This is a genomic window from Pseudomonas sp. 910_21 (assembly GCF_052850735.1).
In genome coordinates, this window is the sequence record NZ_VXCY01000005.1 from 25,223 (window position 1) to 44,259 (window position 19,037).

General features: G+C 62.6%; 15 protein-coding genes, 1 tRNA gene and 1 pseudogene. 11 read left to right on the forward strand and 6 right to left on the reverse strand.

Going from position 1 to position 19,037, the window contains the following annotated elements:
* Positions 1-49 precede the first annotated feature (49 nt).
* From FW796_RS16890 to gacA, 4 genes are all read right to left on the reverse strand, one after another.
* Positions 50-125, reverse strand: a tRNA-Gly gene (locus FW796_RS16890).
* Between the two features lie 65 nt (positions 126-190).
* Positions 191-751: a CDP-diacylglycerol--glycerol-3-phosphate 3-phosphatidyltransferase gene (gene pgsA / locus FW796_RS16895; RefSeq protein ID WP_346636244.1), complete on the reverse strand. Its 561-nt coding sequence runs from the start codon at positions 749-751 to the stop codon at positions 191-193.
* A gap of 32 nt (positions 752-783) precedes the next feature.
* On the reverse strand, positions 784-2,607 hold the full coding sequence (gene uvrC / locus FW796_RS16900; protein WP_346636253.1) for an excinuclease ABC subunit UvrC: 1,824 nt from the start codon (positions 2,605-2,607) through the stop codon (positions 784-786).
* Between the two features lies 1 nt (position 2,608).
* Positions 2,609-3,250, reverse strand: a complete 642-nt coding sequence (gene gacA, locus FW796_RS16905) for a response regulator transcription factor GacA (protein ID WP_011061841.1) — start codon at positions 3,248-3,250, stop codon at positions 2,609-2,611.
* Between the two features lie 280 nt (positions 3,251-3,530).
* Here gacA and FW796_RS16910 point away from each other — a divergent pair.
* Positions 3,531-3,694: pseudogene (locus FW796_RS16910) on the forward strand (DNA-binding protein); the annotation flags it as partial.
* Here the strand turns inward: FW796_RS16910 and FW796_RS16915 are convergent.
* Entirely contained in the window at positions 3,693-4,157 is a 465-nt protein-coding gene (locus FW796_RS16915; protein ID WP_446439609.1) for a GNAT family N-acetyltransferase, read from the reverse strand. The pseudogene FW796_RS16910 and the gene FW796_RS16915 sit on opposite strands and share 2 nt — an antisense overlap.
* The gene (locus FW796_RS16920; RefSeq protein ID WP_446439610.1) at positions 4,157-4,912 is read right to left on the reverse strand and encodes a carbon-nitrogen hydrolase family protein; all 756 of its coding nucleotides are present in this window, start codon (positions 4,910-4,912) and stop codon (positions 4,157-4,159) included. The genes FW796_RS16915 and FW796_RS16920 overlap by 1 nt, the downstream gene beginning before the upstream one ends.
* 638 nt (positions 4,913-5,550) lie before the next feature.
* Here FW796_RS16920 and FW796_RS16925 point away from each other — a divergent pair.
* From FW796_RS16925 to FW796_RS16970, 10 genes are all read left to right on the forward strand, one after another.
* Positions 5,551-6,642 carry a 3-deoxy-7-phosphoheptulonate synthase gene (locus FW796_RS16925; protein WP_446439611.1) on the forward strand — a complete coding sequence of 364 codons (1,092 nt, stop codon included), beginning with the start codon at positions 5,551-5,553 and terminating at the stop codon, positions 6,640-6,642.
* Between the two features lie 205 nt (positions 6,643-6,847).
* Positions 6,848-7,129: a peptidylprolyl isomerase gene (locus tag FW796_RS16930; protein WP_007924449.1), complete on the forward strand. Its 282-nt coding sequence runs from the start codon at positions 6,848-6,850 to the stop codon at positions 7,127-7,129.
* Between the two features lie 131 nt (positions 7,130-7,260).
* A complete protein-coding gene (locus tag FW796_RS16935; protein ID WP_446439612.1) occupies positions 7,261-9,123 on the forward strand; it encodes an extracellular solute-binding protein in 1,863 nt (620 codons plus the stop codon).
* Complete coding sequence (locus tag FW796_RS16940; RefSeq protein WP_102864941.1) at positions 9,123-10,187, forward strand: microcin C ABC transporter permease YejB; 1,065 nt, start codon at positions 9,123-9,125, stop codon at positions 10,185-10,187. Before FW796_RS16935 ends, FW796_RS16940 begins: the two co-directional genes overlap by 1 nt.
* On the forward strand, positions 10,187-11,209 hold the full coding sequence (locus FW796_RS16945; protein WP_346636239.1) for an ABC transporter permease: 1,023 nt from the start codon (positions 10,187-10,189) through the stop codon (positions 11,207-11,209). The genes FW796_RS16940 and FW796_RS16945 overlap by 1 nt, the downstream gene beginning before the upstream one ends.
* A gap of 14 nt (positions 11,210-11,223) precedes the next feature.
* Positions 11,224-12,798, forward strand: a complete 1,575-nt coding sequence (locus tag FW796_RS16950; protein WP_446439613.1) for an ABC transporter ATP-binding protein — start codon at positions 11,224-11,226, stop codon at positions 12,796-12,798.
* Positions 12,799-12,982: 184 nt separating this feature from the next.
* Positions 12,983-14,401 carry a sigma-54 interaction domain-containing protein gene (locus tag FW796_RS16955; RefSeq protein ID WP_404937158.1) on the forward strand — a complete coding sequence of 473 codons (1,419 nt, stop codon included), beginning with the start codon at positions 12,983-12,985 and terminating at the stop codon, positions 14,399-14,401.
* A gap of 286 nt (positions 14,402-14,687) precedes the next feature.
* The gene (locus FW796_RS16960) at positions 14,688-16,079 is read left to right on the forward strand and encodes a GntP family permease (RefSeq protein ID WP_346636236.1); all 1,392 of its coding nucleotides are present in this window, start codon (positions 14,688-14,690) and stop codon (positions 16,077-16,079) included.
* A gap of 7 nt (positions 16,080-16,086) precedes the next feature.
* Positions 16,087-16,860, forward strand: coding sequence for a 3-hydroxybutyrate dehydrogenase (gene hbdH / locus FW796_RS16965; RefSeq protein WP_446439614.1), 774 nt, complete (start codon positions 16,087-16,089; stop codon positions 16,858-16,860).
* Between the two features lie 123 nt (positions 16,861-16,983).
* The gene (locus FW796_RS16970) at positions 16,984-18,939 is read left to right on the forward strand and encodes an acetoacetate--CoA ligase (protein ID WP_446439615.1); all 1,956 of its coding nucleotides are present in this window, start codon (positions 16,984-16,986) and stop codon (positions 18,937-18,939) included.
* Positions 18,940-19,037: the final 98 nt, after the last annotated feature.

Sequence of the window (19,037 nt, forward strand, 5' to 3'; positions counted from 1 at the left end):
CCTTTTTGCGATCGCTGCAGAATTCATTCGAACTCTACAGCGCTATGTTTGGAGCGGGAAACGAGACTCGAACTCGCGACCCCGACCTTGGCAAGGTCGTGCTCTACCAACTGAGCTATTCCCGCATCGTCTTGGTGTTGCGCATTCTATAGAAATCCGAATGCGCGTCAAGCCCTTGATTCAAAAATACTTATTTTTTCTCGTTGTCGATTTTCAGATGCGGCCATGCAGCCCGCAGATACTGCAACATCGACCACAAAGTCAGGCCCGCCGCTACCAGCAGCAAGGCATAGCCTACCAAGACCCAGAAGCTGAAGTCCGAAGGGTTGGCCAGGAGGATCACCAGTGCCAGCATCTGCGCCGCTGTTTTCCATTTGCCCATGTTGGACACTGCCACCTGGGCCCGGGCGCCAAGTTCAGCCATCCATTCGCGCAGTGCCGAGACAACGATCTCGCGACCGATGATCACGGCTGCCGGCAAGGTCAGCCACAGGTTGCCGTGCTCTTGCACCAGCAGCACCAGGGCCACCGCCACCATCAGCTTGTCGGCCACAGGGTCGAGGAACGCGCCAAACGGCGTGCTCTGCTCCAGGCGTCGTGCCAGGTAGCCATCCAACCAGTCAGTGGCAGCCGCGAAGGCAAAGACTGAACTGGCCGCCATGTAGCTCCAGCTATAGGGCAAATAGAACAGCAATATGAAAATCGGTATGAGCAGGACGCGTAGAACGGTGATCAGATTAGGGATATTCATCGGCACAACTGGCTACGAGGTGATTGGGCATTCTACTCGCTGTGCAGGTTTGCATAAATCAACTCTGCGAGCTTTTTACTGATTCCCGGTGCTTTGGCTATCTCGTCGATGCTGGCACGAGACAGTTCTTGCAATCCACCAAAATGTTTAAGAAGGTCCCGCCGACGCTTCGGACCGACGCCCGCCACCCCTTCCAGGGTCGAGGTACGTCGGGTCTTGCCACGTCGGGCACGGTGACCGGTGATCGCGAAGCGGTGAGCCTCATCGCGGATTTGCTGAATCAGGTGCAACGCCGGCGAGTCGCCCTTCAGGGTGAACTCATGGGCGGCGTCATTCAGGTACAAAGTCTCGAAACCGGCCTTGCGGGTCGCCCCCTTGGCCACGCCGAGGAGGATCAGGTCCGGTACCGCCAGTTCGTTGAGCACGTCGCGAGCCATGGACAGTTGCCCCTTGCCGCCATCCACCAGAAGGATATCCGGCAGCTTGCCTTCGCCTTCCTTGAGCTTACTGAAGCGGCGGGTCAGCGCCTGATGCATGGCGGCATAGTCGTCGCCAGCGGTGACACCTTCAATGTTGTATCGGCGGTAATCGGATTTCAGCGGCCCTTCTGGCCCGAAGACCACGCAAGAAGCCACAGTAGCCTCGCCACTGGAGTGGCTGATGTCGTAACACTCCAGGCGCTGGGGCGGCTCGTCCAGATTCAGGACTTCAGCCAGGGCTTCAAAGCGCGCTGCTACGTGCTGGCGGTTGGCCAAGCGTGCACTCAGCGCCTGTTCGGCATTGGTCACCGCCAGTTGCTGCCAGCGGGCACGGGTGCCACGGACCCGGTGACTGATGGTCAGCTCGCGGCCCCGCAGTTCGTCGATGGCGGCGATCAGGATCGGGAAGTCTTCGTGCACCACGTTGACGATCAACTCCGCAGGCAGATCGCGCTCAGGGCTGCTGACAAAATACTGGCCGAGAAAGGCCGACATGACTTGCGCCACGTCTTCCTCGATGCCCACCTGGGGAAAGAAGTTCTTGCTACCCAGCACCCGACCGCCACGCACGCTGATCAGGTGCACGCAGGCGCCGCCCGGGTTGACGAAGGCCGCGACTACATCCACATCACCCGTGCCGCCTTCCATGCTTTGCTGGTCCTGGACCCGGCGCAGCAGGGAAATCTGATCTCGCAGCTCGGCGGCCTTTTCGAAATCCAGGGTGCCGGCGGCCGCTTCCATGGCACTGGAAAGTTCGTCGGTCAGGGCATTGCTGCGCCCCTCCAGGAACATTACCGAGTGGCGCACGTCGTCGGCATAGACCTCAGGCTCCACCAGGCCGACGCAAGGCGCCTTGCAGCGCTTGATCTGGTACTGCAGGCAGGGCCGCGTGCGGTTCTTGTAATAGCTGTCCTCGCACTGGCGGACCATGAAGGTCTTCTGCAACAGGCTGAGGCTTTCACGAATGGCGCCGGCACTGGGGTATGGCCCGAAATATTTGCCCTTCTGCTTCTTCGCCCCACGATGAATGCTGAAACGCGGAAAATCGCCGTCCGAAAGAAACACATAGGGATAGGACTTATCGTCGCGCAGAAGAATGTTGTAGGGCGGCCGCCACTCCTTGATCAGCGTCTGCTCCAGCAGCAGTGCTTCGGTCTCGTTGGCGGTAATGGTGGTTTCGATCTGCGCGATGCGCGCCACCAGGGCTGCGGTCTTCGGTGCCTGGCCGGTCTTGCGGAAATAGCTGGCCAGCCGGTTTTTCAGATTCTTGGCTTTACCCACGTAAAGCAGACGTGCATCGCTGTCGAACATGCGATACACGCCGGGGCGGCCACTGCAGGTAGAAAGAAAAGCACTGGGATCAAACAGGTCAGTCATTTCAGAGGCTGGCATCAACCATGCCATGACGAACCGCCAGCAGCGTCAACTCGACATCACTACTGATCGACAGTTTCTCGAAGATACGATAGCGGTAGGTGTTCACGGTTTTCGGCGACAGGCACAACTTGTCGGAGATGATCTGCACCTTTTGGCAGCCGACAATCATCAGCGCAATCTGAATTTCCCGCTCCGACAAGGCATCGAACGGGGAATCGCTGGAAGGCTGGAATGATTTGAACACCAGTTGCTGAGCAATCTGCGGGCTGATGTAACGCTGACCGGCAAAAACCAGGCGAATGGCCTGGACCATTTCATTGAGGCCCGCGCCCTTGGTCAGGTAGCCCGCCGCTCCGGCCTGTAGCAACCGAGTCGGAAACGGATCTTCCTCGCAGACAGTCACTGCCACGACCTTGATGTCCGGATGACTGCGCAGCAATTTGCGCGTGGCTTCGAGGCCGCCGATCCCGGGCATCTTTACGTCCATCAGGACCACATCGGGCTTCAACTCCCGAGCCTTGAGCAGGGATTCTTCCCCTGACTCCGCCTGCCCGACTACTTGCAGGCCATCGATGTCAGCCAACATTCGTGTAATGCCCGTACGAACGAGATCATGGTCATCGACTACTAGCACCCTAATCAAGCAGACACCTCGCGATTTGGTCTTTATAGGTTGCCGGATACCTTAGCAAAAAAGCGACGTACAAACCTAATCACAAGCGCTATATAAAAAACATCAGCACGCGATAAGAGACGCCGCCGGCCAGATGCAAGAAAGCGCTCTGGCTTCAGGGCTCGGCGATCTGTGGCTTTTTGCGCAGGCTCTGGGTCTGCGACAACTCGCCAGGGTCCTGATCAGGCGACAGATTACCTTCTGATCGTCCTTGAACAGCACCCTCCAGCAATTTGAACGGCTTTGAACTATGCCCGGTATCCACATTGCCGCACAAGCCAAGCCTGACCGAACGATCAAGGTCAATCGGTTCAACAGTTTTCCCACGAGCACAGACTCGATCCTGTGCCCACCGATCAACCACTGGCAGGCCGCAAGAACGGCAAACGGGGTAAAGCCCACAAGGTTGCGCTCAATTGCCGCAGGAGCCTGCCTCAGTATCTGAGGCGCAGGAGCGCTCCATCCGCAAAAAACACTCCTCCTCCCCCACCACCTTCAACCCCATCCGCTCATATAGACGCTGTGCCGGGTTGCCTTTGAACACGGTCAGGCGCAGCAAACCCCGCCGCTCCGAGCGCGCCCTTTCCATCACCTGCAATAGAGTCCAGGCTCCGGCGCCCTGCCCCCGCCACGCCTCAAGTACATGCAACTCACGGATATAGACGGCGCGCAGGTCCCGGCTCAGGCTAACAAACCCCAATACCCGGGCTCCCGAGCAAATCAAAAGATTCTCACGACCGGCCCAAGCTACATCAAACGCTTCATCAAGCCACAGCAGATCATTGCGGATGTAATAACGCAGCATTGTGGAACGAGTCAGATCCCGGGCGAAGGCCAAATCCGCCTCAGCCGCCGGACGCAATTGAAAGGCGCTCATCAACCCGTAACCGCCCGCGCTTCGACCCGCCATTGCCGCCCATCGCGCCGGGCGATCAGCAGCGCTTCGCCGACGCCTTCCACAGCCCCCAGCAATTGCCCCTGAGTGCCCCAGATTGCGCTGCGCCCGGCACAAGACCAGCCACCGCTGGGGCCGCCATGGTTAGCCATCAGCACCAGTATCCCGTGGTCCCGGGCATACCCTTGCAGCAGAGCACTGTCGACGGCGTACCCGCCTTCACTGATCAACACCCCGGCGGCGTAGATGCCAGCACCAGCGTCCACCGCAGCCTGCACATGGCTGGCATGACAGAAATCCGCGCATACCGCCAAGGCCAGGACCTCATCCCCCAACTGCAACGGCGCGCCACCGCTACCCGGAGCAAAAACTCGCTCCTCTCCAGGGTGCAGATGCTGCTTGCTATAAACCGCCAGCGTGCCGTCCGCCCCCAGCACCAGTGCGCCAATCAGCACCGGCCCATCGACGGACAAGCGAATCGGCATGCCCACCACCGTCGTCAGCTTCAGCTCGCGGGCCAGATCCCGCAGCGGCTGCAACTGCGGGGAATCGGGCGCCAGCGCCAGCTCAGCGGCCAACTGCGGTTCATAACCGGTCAGGGACAGTTCAGGAAACACCAGCAACTGCACCCCCTGCTGCGCTGCCAACCCCATCAAGTGCTGATGTCGAGCCAGATTCGCCGGCAAGTCTCCAGCAATGGACACCGATTGGGCGGCAGCGAGGGTCAGCACGGTCATGGAGGTTCCTTGGCAAGACAACGAGAGGCAGCGGCGAGTGTGGCATAAATCCTTTCACGGCTTAATCCAAGGCTCATTGCATCAGCCTCCATAGAAATTACTGATTGAATCGCGGCCCCGGCCTCTAGTAAGCTCGCCCCACTTCACGGAGAAACTCATGTTGTCCCAGACCCTTTCCCTGCATCGCCACACCGCCAGCGCACTGCGTTCGGTTGCGGCTGCCTGGGTCAACGGCACCACGGCTCCGGTCAACTTTTATTTTGGGTATTGGTTTAGCCACTGGCGCGCCTGATACCCAACCGGCGCCCACTTTAACGGGTCGCCTACCAGAGAAATCTCAACCCCCGGTCGGCCTCCCGACCGGGGGTTTTGTTTTTTCAGGCCCAACGTTTTTAACCACGACTTTCAGCGACACACCGAACTTACTGAGGATTGCTCCATGAACTACGCCACCTATTACCGTTACGACATGTTCTGCGCCTGGCGATTTAGCAGCCTCCGCTCGGGACAGCCTGCCGCCTCCGATCGGTCACCTACCGGTGGCAATTGCACACTTGTGGCCAGTACGGCCAATTGTCGAACACCCCAGTAGGGCCGCGCGCGGGACATCGCCCGCCGCCCGCCCAGGAAGACCGAACATGAACTCGTCCGTATCCGCTCTGCCCCTGTCCGCCCACGTCAGCGCCAACGAGACCCTGACCCAGCGCCTGCCCAGCTCTCTGGAGCTCAAACAGCAATTGCCGCTGTCTCTGGCCCTGAGCCAGCAAGTTGCCGCCCACCGCCAGGCGGTACGCGCCATTCTCGAAGGCCGCGACCAGCGCCTGCTGGTGGTAGTCGGTCCCTGCTCCATCCATGACCCGCAATCAGCCCTGGAATACGCCGCCAACCTGGCCCGCCTGGCCGAAGAAGTGAGCGACCAGATGCTCCTGGTGATGCGCGCCTACGTCGAAAAGCCCCGCACCACCGTGGGTTGGAAAGGCCTGGCCTACGATCCGGACCTGGACGGCAGCGACGACATGGCCGGCGGCCTGACCCTGTCCCGGGAACTGATGCGCGAAATGCTGCGCCTGGGCTTGCCGATTGCCACCGAATTGCTGCAACCCATGGCCGCCGGCTACTTCGATGACCTGTTGAGCTGGGTCGCCATTGGCGCGCGCACCACCGAATCGCAGATCCACCGCGAGATGGCCAGCGGCCTGGAAATGCCTGTGGGCTTCAAGAACGGCACCGACGGCGGCGTCGCCATCGCCTGTGACGCCATGCGTTCGGCTGCCCACCCCCACCGCCATTTCGGCGTCGACAGCCAGGGCCATCCGGCGATCATCCAGACCCCGGGCAACCCCGACACCCATCTGGTGCTGCGAGGCGGCCACAGCGGCCCGAACTACGACAGCCAGAGCGTGGCCCAGGTCCAGCGCGACCTGCACAAGCTGAAGATCCCGGCGCGGATCATGGTGGACTGCAGCCACGCCAACAGTGGCAAGGACCCATTGCGCCAACCGGCCGTATTCAACGACGTACTGGAACAGCGCCTGCAGGGCGACACCTCGCTGATGGGGGTGATGCTGGAAAGCCACCTGTTCGAAGGCTGCCAGCCCCTGAGCGGCCAGCTGCGCTACGGCGTATCAGTGACCGACGGCTGCCTGGGCTGGAACGCGACCGAGCAATTGCTGCGCAATGCCGCGCAACAACTGCAGCACGCACACAAGGTCGCTGCCGTTCCCGCCTGACCACGGCCCTCTGTAGGAGCTGGCTTGCCAGCGAAGACGTCCCCAAGAGCACCGCCCCCTCCAAGGAACTCTTCGCCGGCAAGCCGGCTGCTGCAATACCCGCCGCCCGCACAGGCGCCAGATGGCAACGCTTTGAAGGAACTTTGAGAAGAAATAGCCACCTGAATCCGGTAGGCTCTCAACTTTCTTGAAAGGAGCAATATCCATGGCCAAAGCCACTGCCCGTCACATCCTGGTTGCCAGCGAAGCCAAGTGCAACGAACTCAAAGCCGAGATCGAAGCCGGCGCCGACTTCGCCGAAGTCGCAAAAAAGAACTCCACCTGCCCGTCCAGCCGTGACGGCGGCAACCTGGGCTCCTTCGGTCCGGGCCAGATGGTCAAGGAATTCGACACCGTGGTGTTCAGCGCTCCGGTAAACGTGGTGCAAGGTCCGGTGAAAACCCAGTTCGGCTACCACCTGCTGGAAGTCACCAGCCGCCAGGACTGATCCCCTCGCGACTGCGTCTGCTCAACGGCCCGCCTCCTGGTGGGCCGTTGTGCATGTGAAAGCGGCTGGCCAGTCACGCGCCGCTAGCGTACAAATCGTGGTCATCGATCACCCGGCTCGTAAGGCTGACAATGCGACTGCTTTTCCCCACCGTGCTTTTCACCGCCCTGTTGCTGGGGGCCACGGGTGCCCAGGCGGCACCGCAACACGCCATGACCGTCTACGGCGAACCGGCCAAATACCCCCAGGGCTTCAGCCACTTCGACTACGTCAATCCCCAGGCCCCCAAAGGCGGGACCCTGCACCGCTCGGCCATCGAGATCGGGCGCTTCGACCACGTGCTGCCTTATATAGACAAAGGCATCGGTGTGTCCCAGCTCGACGGCCTGGTCTATTCGCCCCTGGCCCTGCGCTCCCTGGACGAGCCGTACACCGTCTACGGTCTGGTGGCCGAAAAGATGGAGCGTGCCGAAGACGGCCTGTGGCTGCGTTTCTACCTCAACCCCAAGGCACGCTTCGCCGACGGCACTGCGATCACCGCCGAGGACGTGCGCTACAGCTACGACCTGCTGATGACCCAGGGCAGCATGCGCTACCGCACCCAATTCGAAGACGTCAAAGGCGTCACCGTGGAATCGCCACGAGTGGTGCGCTTCGACTTCAAAAGCAATGAAAACCGCACCCTGCCCCTGGATATCGCGACCCTGCCGGTGTTCCCCGAACACTGGTGGAAGAGTCGCGACTTCGCCAATGGCGGTGGCTACGAAGCCCCCTTGGGCAGTGGCCCCTATCGCGTGGCCAAAGTGGACTCGGGCAACAGCATCACCTTCGCCCGCAACCCCGACTGGTGGGGCAAGGACCTGCCGGTCAGCCGCGGTTTGTATAACTTCGACCATTTCAGCGTCGAGTACTTCGGCGACATCGACGTCGCCCGCCAGGTGCTGCGCGGCGGCGCCTACGACTACAACCGCGAGTTCTCCGCCACCGGCTATTCCATCGGCTACGACAGCCCGGCCCTGAACGACGGTCGCCTGCAAAAGGCCCACCTGGCCCAGTCGGCGCCGCAACCGGCCCAGGGCTACGTGTTCAACCTCGACCGGCCAGTGTTCAAGGACCGTCGGGTGCGCCAGGCCCTGGCCATGCTCTGGGACTTCGAATGGAGCAACCGGCAGATGATGCGCAACCTCTACATCCGCCAGCAGAGCTTCTTCTCCAACACGCCCCTGGCCGCACGCAGCCTGCCGGACGCCGAGGAGCTGAAGATCCTCGAGCCCCTGCGTGGACAGATCCCCGACGAAGTCTTCACCCAGGTGTTCGAGGCGCCGAAAACCGACGGTAGCGGCGTGATCCGCGACAAGCAACTGCAAGCCCTGGCCCTGCTGGAACAGGCCGGTTGGAAAGCCGAAGGCGACAAACTGGTCAACCCCGAAGGCGAGCCCCTGAGCTTCACCTTCCTCATCACTCAAGGCTCCATCGAGCGCCTGCTGCTGCCCTACAAGCGCAACCTGGCGCAGATCGGCATCAGCCTGAACATCCGCCGCATCGATTCCTCGCAGTACGTCAACCGCCTGATGGCCCGGGACTACGACATGATCGTCACCGGCTACCCTGTGACTACCTCGCCGGGCATGGAGCTGTACAACTACTTCGGCTCCGCGGCAGCCAACGATCCGGGTTCCAACAACTACATGGTGCTCAAGAACCCGGCAGTGGACACCCTGGTCAATGGCCTGGTGAAGGCCACCAGCCAGCCGGAGATGCTGCGCTACGCCCACGCCCTGGACCGGGTGCTGCAGTGGAACTACTACTGGATCGCCAACTACTACCCGCCGGGCACCTCCACCGTCTGGTGGAACCGCTTCGGCATCCCCAAAGTGCCGGCAAGCAACGACGAAGCCATCGAAAGCTGGTGGGAAGTCAGCAGCACGGCACTGACCGATGAACAAATGGCCGCCGAACTGATCCGCCGTGGCAAACCCGGAGGACGCCACTGATGCTGGCCTACATTCTGCGGCGCCTGCTGCTGATCATTCCGACCCTGCTGATCATCCTCCTGGTCAACTTTGTCATCGTCCAGGCGGCCCCCGGCGGCCCGGTGGAACAGGCCATCGCCCGCCTGCAAGGCATTGGTGGCGGTGGCAGCGTCGGCGGCTCCGCCGATGCCATGAGCAGCAGCGGCTCCCGAGCCAGTCGCGGGCTCGATCCCAAGCTGATCCAAGACATCGAAAAACAGTACGGCTTCGACAAGCCGGCCCATGAACGCCTGTGGCTGATGCTCAAGAACTACGCCCAGCTGGACTTCGGCAAGAGCTTCTTCCGCGGCGCCACAGTCACCGATCTGATCCTGGAAAAGATGCCGGTGACCATTTCCCTTGGCCTCTGGGCGACCCTGATCACCTACCTGGTGTCGATCCCCCTGGGGATTCGCAAAGCGGTGCACCACGGCAGCCACTTCGACATCTGGAGCAGCACCGCGATCATCATCGGCTACGCCATGCCGGCCTTTCTGTTCGCCATGTTCCTGATCGTGCTGTTTGCCGGCGGCACCTCGCTGAACTGGTTCCCGGTACGCGGGCTGGTCTCGGACAACTTCGAACAGTTGAGCACCCTGGGCAAGATCGCCGACTACTTCTGGCACCTGGTACTCCCGGTAAGCTCCCTGGTGATCGGCGGCTTCGCCACCCTGACCATCCTCACCAAGAACTCCTTCCTCAACGAGATCACCCGCCAGTACGTGGTCACCGCACGGGCCAAGGGCCTGAGCGAGCGCCGGGTGCTCTATGGCCATGTATTCCGCAACGCCATGCTGCTGGTGGTCTCGGGGATTCCCCAGGCCTTTATCAGCGTGTTCTTCGCCGGTTCCTTGCTGATCGAGGTGATCTTCTCCCTCGACGGGCTGGGGCGCATGAGCTACGAGGCGGCGGTGTCGCGAGATTACCCGGTGGTGTTCGGTTCGCTGTTCATCTTCACCCTGTTTGGCCTCTTGATAAAACTCATCGGCGACCTGTGCTACACCCTGGTCGACCCGCGTATCGACTTCGCCGCGAGGAACGCCTGATGCTCAAGCTTTCTCCCGTCGCCCGCCGACGCTTCGACCGTTTCAAGAAAAACCGCCGCGGCTGGTGGTCGCTGTGGCTGTTCATCGGCCTGTTCATCCTGACCCTGGGCGGCGAGCTGATCGCCAACGACAAACCCCTGGTGGTCAGCTACCAGGGCTCGCTGTACTTCCCGGTGTTCAAGCGCTACACCGAACAGGAGTTCGGCGGCCAGTTGCCGTTCCAGGCCGACTACCGCAGCGAGTATGTACAGCAGCTGATCCGCAAGGACGGTGGCTGGCTGCTGTTCCCGCCGATCCCCTTCAGCGAGGACACCCCCAACTACGACCTGACCCGTCCGGCTCCCAGCCCACCGAGCAACGTCAACTGGCTCGGCACCGACGACCAGTCCCGGGACGTGGCGGCGCGGGTGATCTACGGTGCCCGGGTGTCGATCCTGTTCGCCCTGGCCCTGACCGCCATCAGCGCCCTGATCGGTATTGCCGCCGGTGCCCTGCAAGGCTATTACGGCGGCTGGGTCGACCTGCTGGGCCAGCGCCTGCTGGAAGTCTGGTCCGGGCTGCCGGTGCTCTACCTGCTGATCATCCTCTCGGGGTTCGTCGAGCCGAACTTCTGGTGGCTGCTGGGAATCATGGCGCTGTTTTCCTGGCTGGCGCTGGTGGACGTGGTGCGTGCCGAGTTCCTTCGCGGGCGCAACCTGGAATACGTCAAGGCCGCCCGGGCCCTGGGCCTGACCGACCGCAAGGTGATCTTGCGGCACATCCTGCCCAATGCCATGAACGCCACCCTGAGCTACCTGCCCTTCATCCTCACCGGCGCCATCTCGACCCTCACTGCCCTGGACTTCCTCGGCTTCGGCATGCCCGCCGGTAGCGCCTCTCTCGGCGAGCTGATCGGCCAGGGCAAGCAGAACCTGCAGGCACCGTGGCTGGGGCTGACGGCGTTTTTCACCCTGGCATTGATCCTCTCGCTGCTGGTGTTTATCGGCGAGGCGTTGCGCGATGCCTTTGATCCACGATCTTGAAGCGGATTGTAGAAATGACTGAAAACCTGATCGAAATCCGCCAGCTCAACGTCGCCTTCGGCGAGCAGACTGTGGTTCGCGACCTGAGCCTGGACATCCGCCCCGGCGAATGCCTGGCCCTGGTGGGCGAGTCCGGTTCGGGCAAGTCGGTGACCGCCCACTCGATCCTGCAACTGCTGCCGCAGACCGGCTGCAGCAGCTCCGGCAGCGTGCGCTACCGCGGCCAGGAGCTGATCGGCGCCACGGCTGCGACCCTGCAAAAACTGCGGGGCAACCGCATCGCCATGATCTTCCAGGAGCCCATGACCTCCCTCAACCCGCTGCACAGCATCGAGAAGCAGATCGGCGAAACCCTGCTGCTGCATCGCGGCCTGGGTGGCAAGGAGGCCCAGGCGCGAATTCTCGAACTGCTGGAACTGGTGGGCATCCAGAAACCCAAGGAGCGACTCAAGGCCTACCCCCACCAGCTTTCCGGCGGCCAGCGCCAGCGGGTGATGATCGCCATGGCCCTGGCCTGCGAACCGGAGCTGCTGATTGCCGACGAACCCACCACCGCCCTCGATGTCACCGTGCAGCGCAAGATCCTGCTGCTGCTCAAATCCCTGCAACAGCGCCTGGGCATGTCCCTGCTGCTGATCAGCCACGACCTCAACCTGGTACGGCGCATCGCCCAGCGGGTGTGTGTGATGAAGGCTGGAGAAGTCGTCGAACAGGCCGACTGCGAAACCCTGTTCAACGCACCGCAACATCCCTACAGCTGTGAGCTGCTGCATGCCGAGCCCGAGGGCGAACCGCTGTGTCGCGACACCCGGGAAACCGTGCTGGAGGTGAATAATCTCAGCGTCGAATTCCAGATAGGCGGCGGCCTGTTCCGGCGCAAGGAATACCTGCGGGCGGTGGATGGCATCAGCCTCAGCGTGCAGCAAGGCAAGACCCTGGGGATTGTCGGCGAGTCCGGCTCGGGCAAATCCACCCTCGGCCAGGCGATCCTGCGGCTGCTGGATTCCCAGGGCGGCATCCGCTTCCAGGACCAGGCCCTGGATGGCCTCAACCAGAAGCAACTGCGCCCCTGGCGCAAGCAGATGCAGGTGGTATTCCAGGACCCTTTCGGCAGCCTCAGCCCGCGCATGTCGGTGGCGCAGATCATCAGCGAAGGCCTGGAAGTCCACAGCCAGTACGACGCCCGTCAGTGCGACGAACAAGTGATCCGCGCCCTGGAGGAAGTGGGCCTCGACCCCGACAGCCGCCACCGTTACCCCCACGAGTTTTCCGGTGGCCAGCGCCAGCGTATCGCCATCGCCCGAGCCCTGGTCCTGAAACCGGCGCTGATCCTGCTGGACGAACCGACCTCGGCCCTGGACCGCACCGTACAGAAACAAGTGGTAGCCCTGCTGCGCCAACTGCAGGAAAAGTACGGCCTGACCTACCTGTTCATCAGCCATGACCTGGCGGTGGTGCGAGCCCTGGCCCACGACATGATCGTGATCAAGGACGGCAAGGTGGTTGAGCGCGGCGCCAGCCACGACGTATTCGAAACCCCACAGCATCCCTACACCCAGGAACTGCTTGCCGCCGCCCATCCCGGCTGACCCAAGGGCCCCTTCGCCGGCAAGCCGGCTCCTACACGGGCGAACACATTCACCGCCACCGTAGGAGCTGGCTTGCCAGCGAAGACGCCCGCAAGATCACCACTCCGCCCAAGGCCCCATTCGCCGGCAAGCCGGCTCCTACAAATCGGGCATAATCCCTGGCGCCCATTTTCAGGATGCCGCCATGAACGACAGCGAAAGCCTCAAGGATTACCAGCGTGTACGCCAACTGGCGATCCGTTCGCTGTTCGAGATCATCGAGCAGTCCAGTGAAGGCACGGTGATCGTCGATCGCGACGCTAATATCGTCTGGATGAACGAGCGCTACGCAAGGCGCTTCGGCCTGGAATCCGCCGCCTTCGCCATCGGCAAGCCCTGCGAAAGCGTGATCCCCGGCAGCCTGTTGCGAGAAGTGGTACGCACCGGTCGCCCGATCCTGCTGGACATGCAGGACACCCCCAAGGAGCCCCTGGTGGTGATGCGCCTGCCAATTCACGACGCCGCCGGCACAGTGATCGGCGCCATCGGCTTCGCCCTGTTCGACGAACTGCGCAGCCTATCCCCCATGCTCAAGCGCTACCTGAGCATGCAGGAAGAGCTGGCCTCCACCCGTTCCTTGTTGCGGGCCCGGCAGACCAAATACAACTTCGCCCATTTCATCGGCACCAGCGCCGCCAGCCTGGAAGTCAAACGCCGGGCTCGGCGCAGCGCCAGCGCCGAATCCCCGGTGCTGCTGCAAGGCGAGACCGGCACCGGCAAGGAGCTGCTGGCCCAGGCCATCCACGCCGCCTCGCCCCGGGCCCACAAGCCCTTTGTCAGCATCAACAGCGCCGCGATTCCCGAGGCCCTGCTGGAAGCCGAGTTCTTCGGCACCGCCCCCGGCGCCTTCACCGGTGCCGACCGCAAAGGCCGCGCCGGCAAGTTGCAGATCGCCCAGGGCGGCACCCTGTTCCTCGATGAAATCGGCGACATGCCCCTGCCTCTGCAAAGCAAGTTGCTGCGAGTGCTGCAGGAAAAAGAGTTCGAACCGGTGGGCTCCAACGAAGTGATCCACAGCGACGTGCGGGTGATCGCCGCCACCTCCACCGACCTTGAAGCCGCGATCAAGCGCGGCGAGTTTCGTGCAGACCTGTATTACCGGCTGAACGTGCTGCCGATTCAGGTGCCGGCTTTGCGCGAGCGCCTTGACGACCTGCCGGCCCTGAGCGAGGGGATACTCGAAGAACTGCGCAGCCAGCATGAGCTGGATCGAGAAGCCCTGGACCTGCTGGCGCAACATGCCTGGCCGGGGAATATCCGCGAACTGCGCAACGTACTGGAGCGCGCGGCACTGCTCAGCGATGACCTGATGCTCAATGCCGCGGACATTCGTGCGGCCATCGGCAGTTTCAGCCCGGTGCAGCGCAATGCAGCGGCGATGCCGGCCGAGTCGGCGGACCAGGAAACCTTCGCCGCGGCCCGGGAGCGATTCGATCGGCAATTGATCAGCACCACCCTGGCCCAATGTGCCGGCAAGGTGGATGAAGCGGCCCGACGCCTGGGGCTGGGGCGCTCCACGCTGTACAAGAAGATGGCGGCCTTGGGGATTGCCGAGTCTCCATAGCGAGACATCAATCTCCATTTGGAGAATTGGCCGGGCACGCTGCGCGCTTTTCGCTGGCAAGCCAGCTCCTACGGCGGGCTGAACGATCTTTGTAGGAGCTGGCTTGCCAGCGAAGAGGCCGGCCAATCCAAAAAAGTCTCAAAACAGAGACAATCAACTCCAGCCCGCCCCCAGAAAAATAATAATAATCATATATTTCAACAGCTTACGCATCTGGCACAGTTCTCGCTATAAGCCTCTCCACACGCAACACCCGACAACAATAACAATCCTGGAGAGACACACCATGAGTGTGATCATTGCCTTGGCAGCCCTGGCGCTGCTGATGCTGGCTGCCTACCGTGGCTACAGCGTTATCCTCTTTGCCCCCATCGCCGCCCTCGGCGCGGTCCTGCTCACCGATCCCTCCGCCGTTGCGCCCGCCTTTACCGGGGTGTTCATGGAGAAGATGGTCGGCTTCATCAAACTGTATTTCCCGGTATTCCTGCTGGGCGCGGTGTTCGGCAAGCTGATCGAGCTGTCGGGCTTTTCTCGCTCCATCGTCGCCGCGGCCATCCGCCTGCTGGGCACCCGCCAGGCGATGCTGGTGATCGTTTTGGTCTGCGCCCTGCTGACCTACGGCGGGGTTTCGCTGTTCGTGGTGGTGTTCGCGGTCTACCCGTTCGCTGCCGAGATGTTCCGCCAGAGCAATATCCCCAAGCGCCTGATCCCGGCCACCATCGCCCTGGGTGCATTCTCCTTCACCATGGATGCACTACCCGGCACCCCACAGATCCAGAACATCATCCCCAGCACCTTCTTCAATACCACCGCCTGGGCAGCGCCCTGGCTGGGCGTGATCGGCACCATTTTCGTGTTCTGCGCCGGCATGCTGTTCCTCCAGCGTCAGCGCAACAAGGCGCAAAAGGCCGGTGAAGGCTATGGCACCGAGCTGCGCAACGAGCCAGAAACCGCCGAAGACCTGAAGCTGCCCAACCCCTGGCTGGCACTGTCGCCGCTGCTGCTGGTGGGCATCATGAACCTGCTGTTCACCCATTGGATTCCCCAGTGGTACGGCAAGACCCACAGCCTCAGCCTGCCCGGCATGGCAACACCGGTAACCAGTGAAATCGCCAAGCTCACCGCCATCTGGGCAGTGCAGGCCGCCTTGCTGGTGGGCATCCTGATGGTGCTGGTATTCGGCTTCTCGGCCATTCGCAGCAAGCTCGCCGAAGGCAGCAAAAGCGCGGTCAGCGGCGCCTTGCTGGCCGCCATGAACACCGCCTCGGAATACGGTTTCGGTGCGGTGATCGCCTCCCTGCCAGGTTTTCTGGTGCTGGCGGACTGGCTGAAAAGCATCCCCAACCCGCTGGTCAACGAAGCCATTACCGTGACCCTGCTGGCGGGCATCACCGGCTCGGCCTCGGGGGGCATGAGCATCGCCCTGGCGGCCATGTCCGAGAGCTTCATCAGCGCCGCCCACGCCGCCAACATTCCCCTGGAAGTGCTGCACCGGGTGGCCGCCATGGCCAGCGGCGGCATGGACACCCTGCCCCACAACGGCGCAGTGATCACCCTGCTGGCAGTCACCGGGCTGACCCACCGCGAAGCCTACAAGGACATTTTCTGCATTACCCTGATCAAGACCCTGGCGGTCTTCGTCGTCATCGCCACTTTCTACGCCACCGGCATTGTGTGAGGTATTCATGAGCACTCTTTCTGGCAAGACCGCCCTGGTCACCGGGTCCACCAGCGGCATCGGCCTGGGGATCGCCCTGGTCCTGGCCAAGGCCGGGGCCAAGCTGATTCTCAACGGTTTTGGCGACGCCTCGAAGGCAATCGCCGAGGTCGGGCAATTCGGCGGCCAGGTCGGCCATCACCCGGCCGACGTCAGCGACCCGGCGCAGATCGCCGAGCTGTTCGCCTACGCCGAACGGGAGTTCGGCGGCGTCGACATCCTGGTGAACAACGCCGGCATCCAGCACGTGGCGGCGGTGGAGGAATTCCCCGTGGAGCGCTGGGATTCGATCATCGCCATCAACCTGTCCTCGGTGTTCCACAGCACCCGCCTGGGGCTGCCGGGAATGCGTGCCAAGGGCTGGGGACGCATCGTCAACATCGCCTCGGTGCACGGCCAGGTGGGTTCGGTGGGCAAGGCCGCCTATGTCGCGGCCAAACACGGGGTGATCGGTTTGACCAAGGTGGTGGGTCTGGAAACCGCTACCAGCAATGTCACCTGTAATGCTATCTGCCCGGGCTGGGTACTGACCCCGCTGGTACAGAAGCAGATCGACGACCGGGTCGCAGCGGGCACTGATCCGCAACAGGCCCAGCATGACCTGCTGGCGGAAAAGCAACCGTCCCTGGCGTTCGTCACCCCGGCGCAACTGGGGGAACTGGTGCTATTTTTGTGCAGCGAAGCTGGCGCCCAGGTGCGTGGTGCGGCGTGGAACATCGATGGCGGGTGGTTGGCGCAATAAGGCGACACGCTGGCTGAGATCTTCGCCGGCAAGCCGGCTCCTACACGGATGTGGCGGTCCCTGTAGAGCTGGTTTGCCAGCCAACAGCCCCCCCAAAAAAACAATAAGAACACGAGGCCTTGCATGTCCGAAATACTCTGGCAACCCAGCGCCGAGCGCATCGGCAAGACGCGGATGGATGCCTTTCGCCGCTTCGTCAATCAGCGCCACGGGCTGAATCTTCACGACTACCCCGCCCTGCACCAGTGGAGCATCGAGCAGCGAGAAAGCTTCTGGCAGGCCATCGTCGACTTCTTCGACGTCAGCTTTCGGCAACCGGCTGAAGCGGTGCTCCGCGAAGGCCCGCAGATGCCCAGTGCCCAATGGTTTCCAGGGGCCACGCTGAACTTCGCGGAGCACCTGCTCAAGCGCCGGGACGACGCTGTGGCGGTGGTGGCCATCAACGAGAACGGCCAGCGTGAACAATTGACCTACGCCGAACTGGCCGCTCAGGTGGCCGGCCTGCAACGCAGCCTGCGGGACGCCGGAGTCGGCCTCGGCGACCGGGTTGCCGCCTGCATGCCCAACACCTGGCAGACCCTGGTAGGCATGCTGGCCAGCACCAGCCTCGGTGCGGTGTGGTCCAGCTCCTCGCCGGACTTCGGCACCCAGGGAGTGATCGATCGCTTCGGCCAGATCGAACCCAAGGTGCTGATCACCTGCGCCGGTTATCGCTACGCCGGCAAGGACATCGACCAGACCGCCAAGATCAACGAGATTCTTGAGCGCCTGCCGTCCCTGGAACAGCTGCTCATCGTGCCTTATGCCCGCCCGCAAGCCCGGGTCGACGACTACCGTACCCCAGCCCGGGTCAGCCTCTGGGACGACTTCTATCAGCTCGGCGGCGAACCCGAATTCGTTCCGGTGCCCTTCGCCCATCCGCTGTACATCCTCTACTCCAGCGGTACCACCGGGGTGCCCAAATGCATCGTCCACGGCACCGGCGGGGTGCTGGTGCAGCACCTCAAGGAACACGGCCTGCACGCCGATCTGGGGCCTGGCGAGCGACTGTTCTACTACACCACCTGTGGCTGGATGATGTGGAACTGGCTGGTCTCGGCCCTGGCCACCGGTGCCAGCCTGGTGCTCTACGACGGATCGCCCTTCCATCCCTCCAACGAACACCTGATCGACCTGATCGATAGCGAAGGCATCAGCGTCTTCGGCACCAGCCCCAAATACCTGGCGGCCCTGGAAAAGGCCGGCAGCCGGCCGCGCCAGAGCCACTCGCTGGACCGCCTCAAGACCCTGCTCTGCACGGGCTCGCCGCTGTCGCCACAGAGCTACGACTACGTGTACCGCGAGATCAAAGGCGACCTGTGCCTGGCCTCCATGTCCGGCGGCACCGACATCGTCGCCTGCTTTGTCGCCAGCAACCCGGTGCAAGCGGTGCGCCGCGGCGAGATGCAGGGCAAGAGCCTGGGCATGGCCATCGAAGTGTGGAACGACCAGGGCCAGCCGGTGACCGGCGAGAAAGGCGAACTGGTGTGCACCCGGCACTTTCCAAGTATTCCCGTCGGCCTGTGGCACGACCCGGACCAGAGCAGACTGCGGGCTTCGTACTTCAGCCTGTTTCCCGGGGTCTGGGCCCAGGGCGACTACGCCGAACAACTGCCCCATGGCGGCTGGCTGATTCACGGACGCTCGGATGCGGTGCTCAACCCGGGTGGAGTGCGGATCGGCACCGCGGAAATCTACCGCCAGGTGGAGAAGCTGGAGCAGGTGCTGGAAAGCCTGGCCATCGGCCAGAGCTGGGAACATGACGTGCGCGTGGTGCTGTTCGTGCGCCTGCAAGATGGCGTGGTGCTGGATGACGGGCTGCAGGAGCGGATTCGTCAGGTGATCCGCAGCAACACCACGCCGCGCCATGTACCGGCGAAAATCCTCGCGGTGACCGACATTCCCCGGACCATCAGCGGCAAGATCGTTGAGCTGGCGGTGCGCAATGTGGTGCACGGCCTGCCAGTGAAGAATACCGACGCCCTGGCCAACCCCGAGGCCCTGGAGCAGTTTCGCGACCGCGAGGAACTGCGCAGCTGACCCCGCCCCCTTGTAGAAGCCGGCTTGCCGGCGAAGGCGTCGTCCAGGTCGGAGCACCAGGCAAGGGCCTCTTCGCTGGCCAGCCAGCTCCTACGGGC

Coding starts and splice junctions, on each gene's coding strand:
- pgsA (WP_346636244.1), bottom strand. CDS start 751: ATGAATATCCCTAATCTGATCACCGTTCTACGCGTCCTGCTCATACCG.
- uvrC (WP_346636253.1), bottom strand. CDS start 2,607: ATGACTGACCTGTTTGATCCCAGTGCTTTTCTTTCTACCTGCAGTGGC.
- FW796_RS16915 (WP_446439609.1), bottom strand. CDS start 4,157: ATGAGCGCCTTTCAATTGCGTCCGGCGGCTGAGGCGGATTTGGCCTTC.
- FW796_RS16920 (WP_446439610.1), bottom strand. CDS start 4,912: ATGACCGTGCTGACCCTCGCTGCCGCCCAATCGGTGTCCATTGCTGGA.
- FW796_RS16925 (WP_446439611.1), top strand. CDS start 5,551: ATGAACTCGTCCGTATCCGCTCTGCCCCTGTCCGCCCACGTCAGCGCC.
- FW796_RS16930 (WP_007924449.1), top strand. CDS start 6,848: ATGGCCAAAGCCACTGCCCGTCACATCCTGGTTGCCAGCGAAGCCAAG.
- FW796_RS16935 (WP_446439612.1), top strand. CDS start 7,261: ATGCGACTGCTTTTCCCCACCGTGCTTTTCACCGCCCTGTTGCTGGGG.
- FW796_RS16940 (WP_102864941.1), top strand. CDS start 9,123: ATGCTGGCCTACATTCTGCGGCGCCTGCTGCTGATCATTCCGACCCTG.
- FW796_RS16945 (WP_346636239.1), top strand. CDS start 10,187: ATGCTCAAGCTTTCTCCCGTCGCCCGCCGACGCTTCGACCGTTTCAAG.
- FW796_RS16950 (WP_446439613.1), top strand. CDS start 11,224: ATGACTGAAAACCTGATCGAAATCCGCCAGCTCAACGTCGCCTTCGGC.
- FW796_RS16955 (WP_404937158.1), top strand. CDS start 12,983: ATGAACGACAGCGAAAGCCTCAAGGATTACCAGCGTGTACGCCAACTG.
- FW796_RS16960 (WP_346636236.1), top strand. CDS start 14,688: ATGAGTGTGATCATTGCCTTGGCAGCCCTGGCGCTGCTGATGCTGGCT.
- hbdH (WP_446439614.1), top strand. CDS start 16,087: ATGAGCACTCTTTCTGGCAAGACCGCCCTGGTCACCGGGTCCACCAGC.
- FW796_RS16970 (WP_446439615.1), top strand. CDS start 16,984: ATGTCCGAAATACTCTGGCAACCCAGCGCCGAGCGCATCGGCAAGACG.